This is a genomic window from Gehongia tenuis, assembly GCF_014384795.1.
In the GTDB taxonomy this organism is placed as follows: Bacteria; Bacillota; Clostridia; order Christensenellales; family NSJ-53; genus Gehongia; species Gehongia tenuis.
This window is the reverse complement of the sequence record NZ_JACRSR010000006.1, coordinates 15961-29731: the sequence shown is the minus strand read 5'-3', so window position 1 is coordinate 29731 and position 13771 is coordinate 15961. Positions and strand designations below refer to the sequence as shown.

Genomic DNA, 13771 nt, shown 5'->3' with positions numbered 1-13771 from the left:
CCTAAAAAAAGGGGCGGCCTGCGCCGCCCGCTTCATCAGCCCTCCACAGCAAAGTAATTGTAGATACCGCGGATCGCCCGCCCAAAATCTTCATCGGATACGCCCACGATGATGTTGAGCTCGCTGGAGCCCTGATCAATCATGCGAACGTTCACGCCCGCCCGGGCCAAAGCATTGAAAAGCCGTGCAGCCGTACCCAGCGTGCTCACCATGCCGATGCCCACCGTGGCCACCAGCGACAGGTGGCGCAGCACCTCCATGGAGTCGGGATGGCAGGTCTCCTCAATGCGCTCCATGATCTTTTCCAGCTTTCCGCCTTCCAGCTGGGCCTCCTGAATGACCACGGACATGGTGTCGATGCCTGTGGGCAGATGCTCGAAGGACACGCCGTTCTCCTCCAGCGCCTCCAGCACCCGCCGGCCAAAGCCCAGCTCCGCGTTCATAAGATTTTTTTCTATGGACAAAACGCACATATTCTTGCGTCCCGATATGCCCGTAATAATCTTTTTGGGGCGCCCCTCGGGATACTTGTCGGTGATGAGCGTGCCCGGATCCTCCGGACGATTGGTGTTGAGCACGCGGATGGGAATGCCTGCCTTGCGGGCAGGGAATACGCAGTCCTCATGGAGCACGGTGGCGCCCATATAGCTCAGTTCCCGAAGTTCCTGGTAGGTGATTAGATCGATAATCTTGGGATCGTCCACGATCCTCGGGTCGGCCATGAGAAATCCGGATACATCGGTCCAGTTCTCATAGAGCTCCGCCTGGACCGCCCGGGCCACCAATGAACCGGTGATGTCCGAACCGCCTCGGGAGAAGGTGCGCACGGAGCCGTCGGGCATGCTGCCAAAAAAGCCCGGGACCACCGCCCGACGGTGCTGCATCAGTTTCTCAGAAAGGCTCTTCTGAGTCCTTTCCATGTCCAGCTGGCCCTTTTCGTCAAAGAGAATCACGCCGGCGGGATCCACGAAATCATAGCCCAGAAGCTCGGCCAAAATCTTGCCGGAAAAGTATTCGCCGCGGCTTGCCGCGTAGTCCCGGCTCGCACCCTCCGCGATGGCGGCGGCCACCTGCTCAAGCTCGCTTCGAAGGTCCATGGCAAGCTCCAGGTCCTGGATAATGCCCATGAAGCGCTGAATCAGCAGATTCAGCACGTCCCGGCCGTCCTTGCCCGCCGCCACCTCGTCGTAGAGCCGATACAAGAGATCCGTCACCTTGATATCCCCGTCGTAGCGCTTGCCCGGCGCTGAAGGCACCACATAACGCCGCATGCGGTCCTTGCGGATGATGGACTGCACCTTAATAAACTGACCGGCATCGGCCAGCGAACTGCCGCCGAACTTGGCAACTTTAATTCCCATCGCTGGGTTCCCCCTTCAATCTACTCATTAGGACAATCGCCACGATTATAAAGCGCCCGAAAGCCAAAGTCAAGTTAAGGCCGTATTATGCGTCCTTCCATATAGAAGCGTTTTTCCTGGGCCTCGCCCATGGAAAAGGTCTTTCGAGGCAGTACGCCCCGGCTGTCCACCGCTTCGAACAGATGGTTTTTGTCGATGGGCGGCAGCAAAAACGCCGCATTGCCCGGCTTTTTCCCCAAAGCTTCCGTCACATCGTCCCCATGGACATAGTCCAGCGACACCTTGGGATTGCGCTTCAGATAATCATCCAGAAAATCCTGCAGCAGTCCCACCGCCAGTTCGCCCCTTCTAAAGCGGGCCAGCTTCTCTCCCGCTGGGGTGATGAGTTTTGCCCAAAGGCTGCCCCCGTCCCCGTCCTTAAAGGTCAGGTTGCCCTTAAAGTGGGCTTCCATAGCCATCACCAGATCCCGGGCATCCACACCAAAGAGCACCCGGTGGATGGGCTCAAAGACGAGGCCCTCGTCGTGAAGGTTGACCACCTCCACCAGAGCGAACCGTGCCGGGTGGTCCTCCCAGGCATCCCCCAGCGCGGGCTTCAGGTTTTCCCAGCAGCGCTTGGCAGTGGCCAGCGAATGGTTGCCGTCCCCGGAGGCGAAGAGCAGCGGATGCTCGCCCTTCTTGAGCCCCTCCAGTGCATCCAGCACCTTCATGCAGCCCTCCTCCGGCAGGAAATAGCCCTCAAGATGGCCGCCGCCCATCATGAGCTCAAAATCATAGGTCTTTTTAAGGGCGCCGCGCCCTTCCCACAGGGGCTCGATCACGGTTCTTCCCGGATCGTCCACCAGCAGCATCACATGGGGAAATTCGGCAGGCGCCGCCTCGCGAATGGCGATCCTGGGCGGCAGGCGGTCCACAATGGTGCCTTCCGTCGCCCGAATGAGGCTCTGGGAGCCCGGCGTAAAGTCGTAGGCTTCAAGATCGATGGAAAGAACAAGGCCCGTCCGCGTCTTGTTCCCCAGTGTGCGGCGCACCAGCATCATGCCCGGCTCAAGCTCGGTGAGCACGCCCGAATCGAGATACGCCTTGATGGCGTCATGGATCGCCCTGATGCGCTCCGGCTTATCCGGCCGTTCAAGATAAACCTCGGGATAGATGAGCCGCAGCGTGGAAGGGGCATCCTTCACGATCGCCTCCACCTCGCGCCAATACGCCTCCTCCGCGGTGTACTGGTCGCAGGCCACCACCGCCCACTTCTCAAGCTCCGTGCCCTTTATCGGCATCAGCAGCCGGGGTATCTTCACAGCAACACCATTATAGATCATCAGATTCCTCCCGTTTCACCGGAAATTTTTGCATCTTTAACTATATCATCAAACCCCGCGATCAACAACGGAAAATTCACTCTTGCCATCAACTTTGTAAAAGCATATAATGGTTGTTCAACTGCAAAAAGGGGGGGAAGCAGCGTGTCGGAACAATCCCTGGAAAGGGCAAAGCTCACAAAGACCCTGCGGCTCATCGATGACGAGTCCCGCATGACCCGGCAAAAATACGAAGAGCTGAGGGAGAGCGTCGGCGGGCTCAAGCGCGGCGCGTCCAGCGCCTTTGACTCGGCCCTGCACGTCAAAACCTTTCTGCTGGAGAGGGCCCGTCAAAACCTCATCAATCTGGGTCTGGCCGCCGGAAAACCCTATTTCTGCCGTGTGGATTTTCGGGAAGCCGGCCATGATGAGCTTGCCACCCACTACATTGGCAAATACGGCGTGGAGGATACCCAGCATCATACCATGGCTGTCGTGGACTGGCGCTCTCCCGTCGCCAATCTCTATTACAGCGGCCAGCTGGGGAATGTCTCCTACCGCTGTCCCGATGGAAATGTGGAAGGCGAACTGATCCTGAAGCGGCAGTTCACCATTGAAAACGGCGAGCTGAAGCACATGTTCGATACCGATGTGGTGGCCCAGGAGGCCTTCCTGCGGGACGCCCTCAGCGAACTTAAGGACAATCGCCTTCGGGATATCGTGACCACCATCCAGCAGGAACAGAACCTGGTGATCCGTGCTCCCATGAACGGCCCCCTTCTGGTGCAGGGCGCGGCCGGCTCGGGCAAGACCACCATTGCGCTGCACCGCATCGCCTATCTGCTCTATGCCCATCAGGACACGCTCACCCCTAAAAACCTCATGATCCTGGCGCCCAATCCCCTCTTCCTCGATTATATCTCCGAGGTTCTGCCCGAGCTGGGCGTGGAGGACGTGGTGCAGACCACCTACGTGAAGCTTTGCCAAGAACTCATGGGAAAGCACGGCCCCAAAGTGGCTCCCGCCGATCCTCTTACCTTGATGTTGGAGCGGAACCTCACAAAGGATGCCGCCGAGCGCATGGTCCGCTGCGGCCGCTACAAGGGCAGCCTTGCCTTCCGGAAAAAGGCGGAAGACTATCTCGGGCATCTGCAAAGCGCCATAATGCCGGAAGCCTCCCTCACCCTGGGAAAGCTTCGCATCTACTCCCGCAAGGAGCTCCTTCGCATCTTTACCGAGGATTTCGCCCCCTATCCTCTCGTTCCCCGCATCAGGGAAATGGAAAAGCACCTCAGCTTTAAAATGGCGGACAGCGCCGCCAGGCTGGTGGCGTATTACGAGAAGGACTGCCAGACGCGGGTGAACGCGCTCAAGCTCAGACTGCCTCCGGGCGAGGAGCGACAGCACCGCATCCTTGAGGTCTACGAGGCCCGGGATCTTCGGATCAAGGAGGTCAGGACACAGGCTGAGGAGAGGCTGAAGACCTACATCGCGGCCTTCAAGGTGCCCACCCTTTTGGAGGCTTACCAGGATTTCCTCGCCCATTACAGCGCGGATGATCCCGATCTTCTGGCACAGCTTGCCGCGGAGAATCGGGAGGAGCTCCTGGCGGGCAGAATTCGCCGGGAGGACCTGGCCGCTTTGGTACTGCTTTGCCACGGCCTTTTTGGGCTGTCGCGAAAGCTCTCCATTCAGCATGTGGTCATGGATGAGGCCCAGGACTTCTCCCCCTTCGAGCTTTCCCTGCTGGGAACGCTGACGGGCAGCGAATCGGTGACGCTGATGGGCGATCTGGCCCAAAGCATCCACCCCTTCCAGGGAATTGAATCCTGGAAGGAGGTGGCGGAACAGTGTTACCAAAGGGCCGGCCTTGAAACCATGACGCTGGTGACCAGCTACCGCAGCACCACGGAGATCATGGCGGTGGCGGAAAGCGTGCTCGCCCATTTCACCAGTCCCGAACGGCCCGCGGCGAAACCGGTGCTCCGCCATGGACCGGCGCCGCGTTTTTACAGGGTCGGGGAACAACAGCGGCTGCCCGCATTGCAGGCCCTCGCCCTGGAATTTGCCGAAAGCTACAGCTCCGTGGCCGTCATCACAAAGACCCCCGCCGCGGCGAAGTCCCTGTATAGCAGGCTTCGAAAAAATACCGCGGTTCATCTCATCACCCAGAAGGACACCCACTATGAGGGCGGCGTGATGGTTCTGCCGGCGGCGCTGGCAAAAGGCCTCGAATTCGATGCCGCCATTTTGGCGGATGTTGACCGGGAGACCTACTGTGAAAACCCCCTCGACTGCCATCTTCTCTATGTATCCCTCACCCGGCCTCTCCACGCGCTGGCCGGCGTCTTTTCCGGGGAGCCTTCCCCGCTTCTCTCGGCGGTGTCCTTTACGGACTGGGCCTAAAAAAAGCGCGCCCCCATGGGCGCGCTTTCCCTATACCTTGATATACTTCCACTTACCCTTCCTCAGCCGAATCCAATACATCAAAGTCCGGATGCCGAAATCGGCCAGGAACGCATAGTACACCGACTGAAGCCCCAGATTAAACCAATGATACAGAGCCAGAGTGGTCAAAAGCCGGAAGCCCCAGATCCCCACAAAACTCGTTATCAGAACGTAGGTGATATCCCCCGCGCCCCTCAGCACGGCCGAGATCACATTGTTCACACCCATGAAGGGCTCCACCAGGGCGAGGATGTAGATGCAGCTGATGCCCAGCTGGAGCACCGCCGGGTCGGAGCTGTACATGTGCATCAGGGGATTCGCAAAGACCACCAGCAGAATCCCGGTAAAGGTCACCGCCGCAACGCCGGTATAGACGTTTTGCCAGGCGGCCATATCCGCACGCCTGAGATCCTGGGCGCCCAGGGTCTGGCTGACCATGGCCGTGGCCGCCGTTGCAAGGCCGGTGACCGGCATGAACGCCATGGAATTGATGTTGGTAACCACCTGGTAGGTGGCCAGAGCCACCGTACCCATGGATGCGATCACCGTCTGCATCATGAGGAATCCGCCCTGCATCACCAGCTGCTCCAAGGAGGCGGGAATGCCCACCTTGAAAATGCGGCGAATGAGATCGAGGCGAACCTTGAAGCTTCTTATTCTTGCTTTGCTGATGCCGCCATGGCTGAGCTTCAGCATGGCAAGAATAAGGATCATGGACGCCCAGCGGGCGATGGTGTTGGCCCAGCCCGCGCCGGCAATGCCCATAGGCTTTACGGGACCCCAGCCGAAGATCAGCACCAGGCTGAGCCCAATATTCAGGACATTGCTGATGGCCGCCACAAACATGGGCGTCTTGGTGTCGCCCACGCCCCGGAAGGCGCCCGCCACCACCAAATAGATGATAAAGCCCGGCACGCCCAGAAGAATGATGCCGAAATACTCCACCGCCAGAGCCAGAGCATCGGCGGAGTTGCCGCCAAGGAAGATACGGAGGATGGGCTCCTTCAAAAACAGGCAGGGAATCACGATGATAGCCGAAGCCACGATAGAGATGATGATGGACTGCACCAGGGTATGACCGATGGTATCGTAATCCTTCTCGCCCCACTGCCTCGCCACCACCACCGTGGTGCCGGTGGACAGGGCGTTGAAAACCGCTTGGATGAAATTCATCACCATGTTGACCAGGCCCACCGCAGCCAGGGCCGCGGTACCGATGCGCCCCATGAGCACCATGGCCACGATGCCCACCAGCATGACCAGAATCTGTTCGACGATGGACGGCCATGCCAGCTTCATGATATCCTTTTCAACCTGCCAGCGTTCCTTGCGCCTTAGCTCCGTATCCGACACGAAATCACACTCCTTTTTCAAGAAATAATAAGGGGGCCAAATCGGAATTTGGCCCGCCTAAGCGTATCTTTGTTTAATTATCGCCCTGGATTTCAAGACGGGTTACACTGAGGTCCTGCATATTGAGCCGGTAGAACTGACCGGCGGCCAGCGCCGTACCGCTTTCTTCGTCCACCGCTGTCACCTGAAAGATCACGCAGCCCGCCGTCTCCAGCACAAAATCGTAGTTGGCCAGATGGCCCTGCAGGATGTATTCGGGCTGCTGGTCCACATCGGCCCTGATCCGGTACATGCGGTCAAACTGCTTTTCCGTGCCGTCCTCCGAGGTGACGGTGTAGCCGTTCGCATAATAGATCATGCCGTCCGACGTAAGCAGGAATTTCAGCCCGCCCTTGTCCACCTCCACGATGTTCTCCAGCGGACCGCCCTCGGCGTTGACCCGTTCGATCCGGGCCTTGCCGTTGCCAATGCTGACCTTGCGGTACAGCGTCTCACCCTCCAGGGGATAGTTTTTGATCATCTGCTGCAGATCGCTGCCGTCAAGATTCATGCGGTACACCGCCCAGTCGGAGCGGTCCTCGTAGAAAATCTTATCCTCCCGGATATCAAAGCGGCTGATGGAAGCCGTGCCGCTGATCTGCCGAATCACCTTCTCGCCCAGATCCAGACAGATGATCTGTTCCTTGTCCGAAAGGTTGATGCCATAGATACCGTTGTTCCAAAACTTGAGGTTGGTGAGCAGCACGTCAGCCAGCACCAGCGTCCTCTCGCTGCCGTCGGGTTTTATGCGGTACAGCCCGCCGGTCTGATCGTCCCGGCCCTCCAGCGTAATATAGAAATGGTCCTCCGCCTCGAGCAGACCGCCCCGGGCGTTGACCCGCTCCGCCAGGACCTGGCGTCCGGTGCCGTCCAGCTTGATCCGTTCCAGCGACGCGTAGGTCCCCGGCATATCCGGCGCAAAGTAATAGACGTATTCATCCATCACGCCCAACACATGCAAATCACTGGCTTTATAGAGTCTGTAAAGCTCGCTGCCATCCTTTTTAAGGCGGTAAAGCCCGCTGTCCGGCCTGCCAAAGTAGATGTAGTCTCCCTGCTGCATAGCAAGCTCGGTATTGGGGGTCCCCCCCACCAGCTCCGACGCCGCCGGTCCTTCCGGCTTGCCGCCGCAGCCTGCAAGACCCATCGCCATCAAAAGACACAGCGCTGCCGCCATCCATCGAATCCTTGCCCTCACCGGGTGCCTCCTTCATCTCATAAGAAGTCTCATTATTATAGCATGCTTTACGAAAAAAAGCCATTGGCCCTTGGGTCAATGGCTAAAATTCCTTCCTCAGAGACTTTTGATTACCTTGTCAATGGCCTCGGCCGAGCGGCAGAGGGCCTCCAGCTCATCCTTCGCCAGATCCACCGGCACAAAACGCTCAATTCCCTCGCCGCCCACCACCGCCGGCAGACTCAGGCACACGTTCGGCATTCCGAAGATCCCCTTCACCGGCCCCGAGACGGTAAGAATCGCCTTCTCGTCCCGGAGAATGGCCTCCACGATGCGGCGCACAGCCAGGGCCACGGCGTAATAGGTCGCACCCTTTCGGGCAATGATCTCATAGGCGGCATTTTTCACCTTGGATTCGATCTGGTCCGCCAGCGCCGTGCCCAAATCCATATCGCACCGGCCGCACTTTTCACAGAAGGTGTGCACATCCATGCCGGCAAGACGGGTCAGGCTCATGGCTACAACCTCGCTGTCCCCATGTTCGCCAAGGACATAGGTGTGAATGTTTCTTGCGTCAATATGGGTATGCACGCTGATCAGATGCCGCAGCCGGGATGTATCGAGGACCGTGCCGCTTCCCAGAACCCGGCCAAAAGGCAGGCCGCTCACTTCCATGGTGACATCCGTCAGTACATCCACTGGATTGGTCACCACCAGCAGCACCGCGTCCGGAGCGTTTCGAACAACTTCGGGCACGATTTCCCGAAAGATGGCCGCATTTTTGTGCGCCAGATCCATCCGCGTTTCACCGGGTTTTTGATTCGCGCCGGCGGCGATGATCACCACATCGCTTCCCTTGAGATCGCTGTATTCCCCCGCCATCACATTCATGGAGGGATAGAAGGCGGCGCCATGGTTCAGGTCCATCGCTTCGCCCAGCGCCTTCTCCTTATCCTTGTCCACCAATACCAAGTCGGAAACCAGTCCGCTCAGGGTAAGCGTATAGGCGGTGGTGGCGCCCACGAATCCGGTGCCGATCACGCCCACTTTATTGCCTTGTCGTTTCATCCCTTCAACTCCTTTGATTCTAGGTTTTGCGGCGGAAGTTTATTTTACTCCTACATTTTGATCCTTCAGGGCTTTTTTCCTTGTTTAAACGGAAAAGATTTGGTAAAATCCTGGGTAACGCGTTATAATAAGAAAAAATTCGTAAAAGAGGTTGTATTGTATGTCCATTGAGTTGCGCTCATTGCACAAGGATCCCGCGGCCTGCGAGGGCCAAACGGTCAGCGTCAACGGCTGGGTGCGCACCGTTCGGGATTCCAAGGTTTTTGCATTTATCGAACTGGCCGACGGCACCGCCTTCCGGCCGGTCCAGCTGGTTCTGGACAAAAACGAGACGGAGGACTTCGACCGCTGGGTAAAGCTGAAGCTGGGCTCGGCCATCACCGCCACAGGCAGGGTGGTGCTCACCCCCGAAGCGAAACAGCCCTACGAGATCAAGGTGGAAAGAATTGAGCTGGTGGGGGACTGCGACGCCGCCTATCCGCTGCAAAAAAAGCGGCACACGCCGGAATATCTTCGGACCATCGCCCATCTCCGGCCCCGGACCAATCTGTTCCAGGCTGTGTTCCGGATCCGTTCCCTGGCGGCCTATGCGCTGCACCGTTTCTTCCAGGAGCGGGGGTTCATCTATGTCCAGACGCCCCTCATCACCGCCAGTGACTGCGAGGGCGCGGGCGAGATGTTCCAGGTGACCACCCTGGACCTCAAGAACGTGCCCATGGATAAAGGCGAGGTGGATTTCGGCAAGGATTTCTTCGGCAAGCCCGCCAACCTCACCGTATCCGGCCAGCTGAACGCCGAATCCTTCTGTCTGGCCTTTAAAAACGTCTACACCTTCGGCCCCACCTTCCGGGCGGAAAATTCCAACACGCCCCGCCATGCTGCGGAGTTTTGGATGCTGGAGCCGGAGATCGCCTTTGCGGATCTCTCCGACAACATGGATCTTGCCGAAGACATGACGAAATACGTGCTGACCTATCTGTTGGAGCACGCGAGGGATGATCTGACCTTCCTCAACCAGTTTGTGGACAAAGGGCTCATCCAGCGCGTGGAGGCGCTGGCTGGCTCCGAGTTCGTCCGAATCACCTACACCGAGGCCATCGAGCGGCTGCAAAAATCCGGCGCGAGCTTCCAGTTCCCCACCGCTTGGGGCGAGGAGCTTCAGACCGAGCACGAGCGTTACCTCACCGAGAAGATTTTCCACGGGCCGGTGTTCGTCACCGATTACCCCAAGGATGTGAAGGCCTTTTACATGCGGGTGAACGATGACGGAAAGACGGTCGCCGCCATGGATATGCTGGTACCCGGCGTGGGCGAGCTGATCGGCGGCAGCCAGCGCGAGGAACGGCTGGACGTACTTCTGGCCCGCATGAAGGAGATGGGTCTCGAAGAAGCGCCCTACTGGTGGTATCTCGACCTGCGCAAATACGGCGGAACGCCCCACGCCGGTTTTGGCATCGGTTTCGATCGGCTGGTCATGTACGTCACCGGCGTCACCAACATCCGGGACGTGCTGCCCTTCCCCCGCACCGCGAAGAGTGCCGAATTCTAGAATGACCAAAGGACCCGTAAAACGGGTCCTTTTTTTGTAATATACGTTGTAAAATAATCCACCCTTGTATAACCATGGCATATGCTGTTCATACTACACATAAAATGAACCAATACAGGAGGGAACGCATATGACCAACATGGAGACCGTGATCACCAAGTCCGGCGGATGGAAGCCGGAGGAGGTTGAACTTTTGAATACGGAGGTCCAGCGGGCGGAAAGGGACAATCTTCCGCTGCGCATCGTTTTTGATTCGGTGGCCCAAAAAACCGGCCGCAAGAGCGGAAGCGTACGCAATTTCTATTATGCCAACCGCGGCAATCTTTTGAAGGCCGGCATCATCAACGGGCGCCGGCCGGCACTGCCCTTCACGCCCTTCGATCACAGTGAGGTGGAGCATCTCCTGCGCACCGTCCTCGGCGCTCAGGCCCAGGGCGTATCGGTGCGCCGCTGCACCCTGGAGATGGGCCGCGGCGATCGTTCGGCCATGCTCCGCTACCAAAACAAGTACCGCAGTCTCGTCAAAACCCACCCGGCGCTTGTAAAGGAGGTCATCCGCAAGATGCGCCAGGAGGGGGTTGCCTGCTACGATCCCTACGACCAGCCCGTGAAAATAAAGGGCGAACCGGTGGTGGACGAAGGTACGGCGCTCCTGATGGGAATGCGCCAGGACTTGGAGAAGATACCCGGCCTCCATGCCGATCAGTTCTTGGACGGACTGATGACCCTGGCCTCGGCCGCGGTGGGCAAGACCTCCCGCCGGAAGATCATGGAACTGGACCGAATCAGCGTCAAGTATGATCTATTGCTGCTCCGCACGGAAAAGCTGGAGCAGGAGAACATCCAACTTCGGGAGGCGCTGGCTTCCTACAGCAAGTCGCTGAAACAGGCCGGCAAGGAAAACGAGGCCCTTTCCCAGCGCATTGAAGTGCTGAAGGAAAAGACCCTGCCCGTCTTCACGCTGGCCCGCCAGCTGGTCAAGGAGAACAGCGCGGCCATGGAGATGTTCCAGCCGCTGGTCGAAGCGGAAAAGATGATCGCCGAACCTTAAAGTCGGCAAAGAAAAGGCCCTCCTGGGGAGGGCCTTTTTTAGCCTTCGGCGATTTCGCCCGCCTTTTTCAACGCAAACTTGGAAATGGCCGGCCCCACGATCTCGTAGATGAAGGTGGCGCAAAGAACCACCGCTCGAATCACCGACGCATATTCCCCGGGCAATACCGTCTCCGCAATGAGCGTGAGGCCAATGGCCACGCCCGCTTGAGGGATGAGCGTGAATCCCAGATACTTCTTTACCGGTTCCGGCGCCTTCATGATAACGGCGCCAAGGCGCGCTCCGGCAAGCTTTCCAATCACCCTGGCCACCACATAACCCACGCCCACGATACCGATGGACGGGATGAGGGAGATATCCAGTTCCGCGCCGCTGACCACGAAAAACATCATGAAGATGGGCGGCGTGATGGTGTCGGCAAGCTTCAGAATCTTTTCGCCGCTCTTATGGACATTGACCAAGGTAGCGCCAAGCGCCATGCAGACCAGCAGGGAGGAGCCGCCCACCAGGCCCGCCAGCGCCACGCCGGCGAACACAAAACCCACCGTCAGGCACAGGCGATTGGATTCCTTTTTGAACCATCGAAGGGGAAAAGTGAAGATGAACCCCAGCGCTCCGCCCAAAAGCAGCGACACCCCCACCTCGTAGAAGGGGGAGAGTATGGACAGCAGCATGCTGCCCTCCCCAACGGAAAGAATGGCCTTTGCCGCCGTCACCGCAAAACCGAATCCAATGAGTGCCACCGCGTCGTCCAGCGCCACCACGCTCATCAGGGTTTCCGTCAGCGGGCCCTTCGCCTTGTATTGGCGGACCACCATGATGGTGGCCGCGGGAGCGGTGGCCGAAGCGATGGCGCCGATCACCAGCGCAAAGGGCCAGTCGTAACCCACCAGCAGCATGGTGGCTGTCACCAGGATGATGGCGCCCACGCCTTCGGTGATGGCGATCACCACCGGCGTGAAGCCCACCCGTTTAAAATAGCTGGCCTTAAATTCGCTGCCGATGGAAAAGGCAATAAAGCCAAGGGCCATCTCCGAAACCAGGGACAGGCCTTCCACCGCATGTTCCGGGATGATGCCGAGGATGTGCGGGCCGATAATGAGGCCCGCGATCAGGTAGCCCGTGACATTGGGGAGCTTCAAATGCTTGACCATTCTGCCGAAGAAAAGGCCGGAGAACAGAATAATGGCCAGATAGAACAGTGTGTTGCCTTCCATCAGCGGCCCATCCCCTTCATATAGTCCACGGGAAGCGTGAACAGAATGCCGGTATCGGGATCGCTCAGGTCTCCCACCACCGCCTCGATCGTTTCCACGGCGCCGCCCACCTGATCCTCCCGCAGCACCGTAAAGATGGTCTTATTCTCCTCCCTTTCCGGATCCAGCAGCGCTCTCAGACTCCCCAGGAAGGGCACATCGTTGTTGCCGTCCGCCCGGGCCAGCTCCCGGGCCATGCCCGTGCTGGTCAAGATGGTGGCGCCTTGAATGCCGCAGTCGGTAAATGCCGTCAAAAGCTCATCCAGCAGTTCCACCTTGTTTAGAATCAGGACCAATAATCTCACAAGACATCCTCCCTTTCATACGGCTGATTTCAGCTATTCAAAAGACGGTCTATGGCAATAAACCGGGGTGACATGGCGCTGAAGACGGCGATCTCCATAAAGCCCGCCGCCCTGGCGTCCATAAGAGCCCGCTTGAAGTGGCGCCCCACATCCCCCGGCTCATGGGCGTCCGAACCAAGGGTCAGGATGCGCCCTCCCAGTTCGCGGTATCGGGCCAGAATATCCACGCTTGGAAGCCCGTGTCCTGCCGGCGAGTCGTACCCCGAGGTGTTGAGCTCAAGACCCAGATTGTACCGCACGGCCCGGCGCAAAATTTCATCCAGGACCATGCCAAACTCCTCATAGCCCATCGCCGCCGCCCCGGCCGCGTAGGGCGCCGCCTTCGCCGCATATCCGATATGGCCCAGCACCGATGCGCCCTCGGCATAGGGCATCATCTCCGCCATGGCCTCCAGATATTCCAGATAGGCCTCGTGTCTGGTCTTGCCCTCATAATAGGCTCCGTCATATGGGTCCTTGCCGTGCACCACATGGAGGGATGCAATGGCAAAGTCGAGCCCCGGCGTTTTGAAATAGGCCTGGTTTTCCGGGCCGGTAAGGCCCACTTCCAGACCCATGCCGATGATCATATCGGGGTTCTCGGCCCGGGTCTCCTCAATGGCCTGCCGGTATCCGGGCATATCCACGCTGAAAAACAGGCCCTCCTTCTCCGAAGGATGGTTTAGGTCGATATGCTCGGTGAACAGGATGCCGGAAAGGCCCGTCCTTCGGGCCGCCGCGGCCATATCGGCCATGGCCGCATCGCTGTCCGCGGAAAAAAGCGAATGACTATGATGATCCCAATACCTCATTCAACAACCTCC

Annotated in this window: 11 protein-coding genes; 3 read left to right on the top strand and 8 right to left on the bottom strand. The window is 58.5% G+C overall.

Annotated features, from left to right (window positions below; translation table 11 throughout):
• Positions 1 to 35 precede the first annotated feature (35 nt).
• Both H8696_RS10550 and H8696_RS10545 read right to left on the bottom strand, forming a co-directional pair.
• The gene (locus H8696_RS10550; protein WP_249317394.1) at positions 36 to 1361 is read right to left on the bottom strand and encodes an aspartate kinase; all 1326 of its coding nucleotides are present in this window, start codon (positions 1359 to 1361) and stop codon (positions 36 to 38) included.
• 74 nt (positions 1362 to 1435) lie between these two features.
• Positions 1436 to 2683 carry a DUF1015 domain-containing protein gene (locus tag H8696_RS10545; protein WP_249317393.1) on the bottom strand — a complete coding sequence of 416 codons (1248 nt, stop codon included), beginning with the start codon at positions 2681 to 2683 and terminating at the stop codon, positions 1436 to 1438.
• A gap of 144 nt (positions 2684 to 2827) precedes the next feature.
• Between H8696_RS10545 and H8696_RS10540 the strand changes: the two genes are divergently transcribed.
• Positions 2828 to 5068, top strand: coding sequence for a HelD family protein (locus H8696_RS10540; protein ID WP_249317392.1), 2241 nt, complete (start codon positions 2828 to 2830; stop codon positions 5066 to 5068).
• A gap of 30 nt (positions 5069 to 5098) precedes the next feature.
• On the opposite strand, the gene H8696_RS10535 is transcribed toward H8696_RS10540, so the two are convergent.
• From H8696_RS10535 to H8696_RS10525, 3 genes are all read right to left on the bottom strand, one after another.
• Complete coding sequence (locus H8696_RS10535) at positions 5099 to 6463, bottom strand: MATE family efflux transporter (RefSeq protein WP_249317391.1); 1365 nt, start codon at positions 6461 to 6463, stop codon at positions 5099 to 5101.
• Positions 6464 to 6536: 73 nt separating this feature from the next.
• On the bottom strand, positions 6537 to 7700 hold the full coding sequence (locus tag H8696_RS10530; protein WP_249317390.1) for a DUF5050 domain-containing protein: 1164 nt from the start codon (positions 7698 to 7700) through the stop codon (positions 6537 to 6539).
• Positions 7701 to 7796: 96 nt separating this feature from the next.
• A complete protein-coding gene (locus H8696_RS10525; protein WP_249317389.1) occupies positions 7797 to 8747 on the bottom strand; it encodes an L-lactate dehydrogenase in 951 nt (316 codons plus the stop codon).
• A gap of 160 nt (positions 8748 to 8907) precedes the next feature.
• Here H8696_RS10525 and asnS point away from each other — a divergent pair, with 160 nt between their 5' ends.
• A complete protein-coding gene (gene asnS / locus H8696_RS10520; RefSeq protein ID WP_249317388.1) occupies positions 8908 to 10296 on the top strand; it encodes an asparagine--tRNA ligase in 1389 nt (462 codons plus the stop codon).
• Between the two features lie 130 nt (positions 10297 to 10426).
• On the top strand, positions 10427 to 11347 hold the full coding sequence (locus H8696_RS10515) for a hypothetical protein (RefSeq protein ID WP_249317387.1): 921 nt from the start codon (positions 10427 to 10429) through the stop codon (positions 11345 to 11347).
• 38 nt (positions 11348 to 11385) lie between these two features.
• On the opposite strand, the gene H8696_RS10510 is transcribed toward H8696_RS10515, so the two are convergent.
• Genes H8696_RS10510 through H8696_RS10500 form a run of 3 tightly spaced genes read right to left on the bottom strand, consistent with a single transcriptional unit; the run spans position 11386 to position 13759 of the window.
• Entirely contained in the window at positions 11386 to 12564 is a 1179-nt protein-coding gene (locus H8696_RS10510; RefSeq protein WP_249317386.1) for a cation:proton antiporter, read from the bottom strand.
• Positions 12564 to 12908: a hypothetical protein gene (locus H8696_RS10505; protein ID WP_249317385.1), complete on the bottom strand. Its 345-nt coding sequence runs from the start codon at positions 12906 to 12908 to the stop codon at positions 12564 to 12566. The genes H8696_RS10510 and H8696_RS10505 overlap by 1 nt, the downstream gene beginning before the upstream one ends.
• Positions 12909 to 12937: 29 nt before the next feature.
• Complete coding sequence (locus H8696_RS10500; protein WP_249317384.1) at positions 12938 to 13759, bottom strand: histidinol-phosphatase HisJ family protein; 822 nt, start codon at positions 13757 to 13759, stop codon at positions 12938 to 12940.
• Positions 13760 to 13771 lie beyond the last annotated feature (12 nt).

Coding starts and splice junctions, on each gene's coding strand:
- H8696_RS10550 (WP_249317394.1), bottom strand. CDS start 1,361: ATGGGAATTAAAGTTGCCAAGTTCGGCGGCAGTTCGCTGGCCGATGCC.
- H8696_RS10545 (WP_249317393.1), bottom strand. CDS start 2,683: ATGATCTATAATGGTGTTGCTGTGAAGATACCCCGGCTGCTGATGCCG.
- H8696_RS10525 (WP_249317389.1), bottom strand. CDS start 8,747: ATGAAACGACAAGGCAATAAAGTGGGCGTGATCGGCACCGGATTCGTG.
- asnS (WP_249317388.1), top strand. CDS start 8,908: ATGTCCATTGAGTTGCGCTCATTGCACAAGGATCCCGCGGCCTGCGAG.
- H8696_RS10515 (WP_249317387.1), top strand. CDS start 10,427: ATGACCAACATGGAGACCGTGATCACCAAGTCCGGCGGATGGAAGCCG.
- H8696_RS10510 (WP_249317386.1), bottom strand. CDS start 12,564: ATGGAAGGCAACACACTGTTCTATCTGGCCATTATTCTGTTCTCCGGC.
- H8696_RS10500 (WP_249317384.1), bottom strand. CDS start 13,759: ATGAGGTATTGGGATCATCATAGTCATTCGCTTTTTTCCGCGGACAGC.